Consider the following 2,763-nt stretch of genomic DNA (forward strand, 5'->3'; position numbering starts at 1 on the left):
TCCGGTGGACTGGGGGGCCGTGGCGGGGCGATGGCCCAGTTGGCGGCTGCGGCTCTCCGCCGGTCCCATCGCCTGGCAGGAGGCTGCGGCCCTGGTGCCGGTGTCAGCTGCGGGCCTGCTGGATGGAGCCAGCCAGGTGGGCGATGTGGTGCTGCGCCGGGCGGACGGCTTCATCACGTATCACCTGGCCACGGCGGTGGATGAGCTCACTCTCGGCATCGGGACGGTGGTGCGCGGCGAAGACCTGTGGAGCTCCACCGCCGCCCAGGTGGCCGTGATGCGCGAACTGGGAGCCCCACCTCCCAGCTATGCCCATGTCCCCCTCTGGCGCGAGGAGAGCACGGGCCAGCGGCTGAGCAAACGCAGCGGAGCCGAGGGGCTTGAGGGCCTGCGGGCCAGGGGGTTGGATGCGGCCGGCGTGGTGGGGCTGCTGGCTGCCAGCGCCGCTCTGGTGCCGCCGGGATCGCGGCTGAGCGCCGCGGAGCTCCTGCAGCATCTGGCCACGAGGGCGACAGCCGCTCAGGAGCGCACTTCTTAAGGAAGCTTTCGGGAGCGCGGTGTGCGAATCCACGCACACTGGTGATGTTCCCCAGCGGCTGGCACGAGGCCTAGTTGATCAACACCCCAGCCCGGCAGCTCGCGAGCGCCGGCATGACTGAACGGCGTGTCTGCGAAGCCCTGTCTACAGGGATGTGCTGCCAGTGCGGYGGCAGTGGCGTGCTGCGGCTGGATGGCCAGCGCTATCGCACCTGCATGGCCTGTGTGGGACAGGGCAGGCAACGGCCCAAGCTGGTGCTGGCCGCCGAGGTGCTGCAGATTCCGCTGCCCCGGCTGCAGGAGCCGATCAGCGGGTCGGCTTCTTCTGCTGCTGCCTGATGAAGAAGGCGGCGGTGGCCACGACCACGGCCAGGGGGGCTGCGGTCAGCAGCAGCAGGATCACGGCCGTCCAGTCGGTGTACATCGCCGCCAAGTCACTTGATCCCATCATCCCAGCCAGGATTCCCCTGCGTGCCGTCCCCGTGCCTTTGTGATGCGACTTCTCTCCCGCGCCCTGCTCGGAGCACTCCCCGGTGCCGCCGCCCTGGGCCTGGGCTTGGTTCCCCCCTCGGCGGCCAACGTGGTGTTCGATGACTGTCAGCCCACGGTGGACGGTGGCGTCACCTGCGACACCCGCCCCACCGGCGAGACTCGGGTGGATGACGAGGCGGTCCGTTTCGGCCTCTATGACGCCGCCAGCCCCGGCTGGAACGAATTCGAGCCGTTCGAGGCCGATGACGAGATGTTCGGCGGCAACGAGACCTGAGCGCTCAATCTGTGCTCCGGCGCTGACAGCGCCCTGATCCCCTGCTAGGCCTGGATTGGCGATCGGTCCAGGTCATGGCAGCGACGCTTCTCCCGCCCAGCCCTGCCGAAGGGGCTCCACCGCCCCCCGACGCGCGCATCAGCCACATCGTGCGGCGCCATGGCGCCAGGCCCGGCGAGCTGATCGAGGTGCTGCACCGGGTGCAGGAGCTGCAGGGCTGGTTGCCGCCCCAGGCCCTGGCCCAGGTGGCCCGGGAGCTGCAGCTGCCCCAGGCCCGCGTCTACGGGGTAGCCAGCTTCTACCACCTGTTCCGCCTGAGGGCCCCCACCGCCCACCGCTGTTGCGTGTGCCTGGGCACCGCCTGCTTCGTCAAGGGCGGAGCGGAGCTGGCGGCGCAGCTGGAGCGGCGGCTGGCACTGCGGCTCGATGATCCCGCCGGCAATGGCGCCTGGAGCCTGGAGACCGTGAGCTGCCTGGGGGCCTGCAGCCAGGCGCCGGTGCTGGTGGTGGACGGCCAGCTGGAGGCGCAGCTGCCGCTGGATCAACCCGAGCGGCTTCAGCAAAGGCTGGCTGCCCGGATCCCGGCTGTGGCTGAACCGATCGGAGGAAAGGGCTGATGGCAGCCGCGGCCCAGCTGCGTTGCTGCGGCGCCAGCGGCTGCCGCGCCGCCGGCAGCGAGGCCCTGCGGCAGGCCCTTGAGCAGGCGGCCCCCGCTGGCGTGGGCGTCAAGAGCGTGGGCTGCCTGCGCCTCTGCGGGCGAGGCCCCCTGGTGGCCGTCGATCGGCCAGGTGAGAGCTCTGGCCCTGATGCTGGCCCTGCCCCTCCCGGCGACTCCCTGCTGTTCGGGGAGCTCCAGCCCAGCGAGGCCGAAGCGCTTGTGGCCTTGGCCCAGGGCGAAGGGGGCGGCGCCCTGGCGGATCGGCAGCTCGACCTGCGCCAGCCGTTCTTTGCCCTGCAACACCCCGTGGTGCTGGAGAGCTGCGGGCTGATCGATCCCACCAGCCTGGATGACGCGCTGGCCCATGGGGCCTACGGCCAGCTGCGGCGACTGCTGCAGGAGTGCAGCCCCGAGCAGGTGCGCGAGCAGGTGAAGCGCAGCGGCCTGCGGGGCCGGGGAGGCGCCGGCTATCCCACGGGCCTGAAGTGGGACACCGTGGCCCTGCAGCCTCCCGGTCCCCGCCTGGTGGTGTGCAACGCCGACGAGGGCGACCCCGGTGCCTTCATGGACCGCAGCGTGCTGGAGGGCGACCCGCATCGGCTGATCGAGGGCCTGGCGATCGCCGCCTACGCCGTGGGCGCCGAACAGGGCTTTGTGTATGTGCGGGCCGAGTATCCGCTGGCGATCGAACGGCTGCGGCTGGCTCTGGAGCAGGCCCGCCGCCACGGGCTGCTGGGGGCCCCGATCGACGGCAGTGGCTTTCAGCTGCAGCTGGAGCTGCGGGTGGGGGCCGGTGCCTACG

5 protein-coding genes and 1 pseudogene are annotated in these 2,763 nt (G+C 71.4%); 5 read left to right on the forward strand and 1 reads right to left on the reverse strand.

The features are described from left to right. Both IQ216_RS13065 and IQ216_RS13070 read left to right on the forward strand, forming a co-directional pair. Nucleotides 1-538 (forward strand): glutamate--tRNA ligase family protein (locus IQ216_RS13065; RefSeq protein WP_228007509.1); only part of this gene is annotated, 538 nt, incomplete at its 5' end. A gap of 152 nt (nt 539-690) precedes the next feature. Continuing rightward, entirely contained in the window at nt 691-876 is a 186-nt protein-coding gene (locus tag IQ216_RS13070; protein WP_193815816.1) for a hypothetical protein, read from the forward strand. On the opposite strand, the gene IQ216_RS13075 is transcribed toward IQ216_RS13070, so the two are convergent. Then, nucleotides 845-985 (reverse strand): hypothetical protein, encoded by a 141-nt coding sequence (locus tag IQ216_RS13075; RefSeq protein ID WP_186700891.1) that lies wholly within the window; start codon nt 983-985, stop codon nt 845-847. The genes IQ216_RS13070 and IQ216_RS13075 overlap by 32 nt on opposite strands. A gap of 45 nt (nt 986-1,030) precedes the next feature. On the opposite strand from IQ216_RS13075, the gene IQ216_RS13080 reads away from it, so the two are divergent. The 3 genes and pseudogenes from IQ216_RS13080 to IQ216_RS13090 form a co-directional block, all read left to right on the forward strand. Next, the gene (locus IQ216_RS13080) at nt 1,031-1,303 is read left to right on the forward strand and encodes a hypothetical protein (protein ID WP_228007510.1); all 273 of its coding nucleotides are present in this window, start codon (nt 1,031-1,033) and stop codon (nt 1,301-1,303) included. A 74-nt stretch (nt 1,304-1,377) separates the two neighbouring features. Further along, nucleotides 1,378-1,920, forward strand: a complete 543-nt coding sequence (locus IQ216_RS13085) for an NAD(P)H-dependent oxidoreductase subunit E (protein ID WP_193815817.1) — start codon at nt 1,378-1,380, stop codon at nt 1,918-1,920. After that, a pseudogene (locus IQ216_RS13090) lies at nt 1,920-2,763 on the forward strand (NADH-quinone oxidoreductase subunit L); the annotation flags it as partial. The gene IQ216_RS13085 and the pseudogene IQ216_RS13090, both read left to right, overlap by 1 nt.

The sequence above is a fragment of the Cyanobium sp. LEGE 06143 genome, assembly GCF_015207535.1.
In the GTDB taxonomy this organism is placed as follows: Bacteria; Cyanobacteriota; Cyanobacteriia; order PCC-6307; family Cyanobiaceae; genus NIES-981.

Coding starts and splice junctions, on each gene's coding strand:
- IQ216_RS13075 (WP_186700891.1), bottom strand. CDS start 985: ATGGGATCAAGTGACTTGGCGGCGATGTACACCGACTGGACGGCCGTG.
- IQ216_RS13080 (WP_228007510.1), top strand. CDS start 1,031: ATGCGACTTCTCTCCCGCGCCCTGCTCGGAGCACTCCCCGGTGCCGCC.
- IQ216_RS13085 (WP_193815817.1), top strand. CDS start 1,378: ATGGCAGCGACGCTTCTCCCGCCCAGCCCTGCCGAAGGGGCTCCACCG.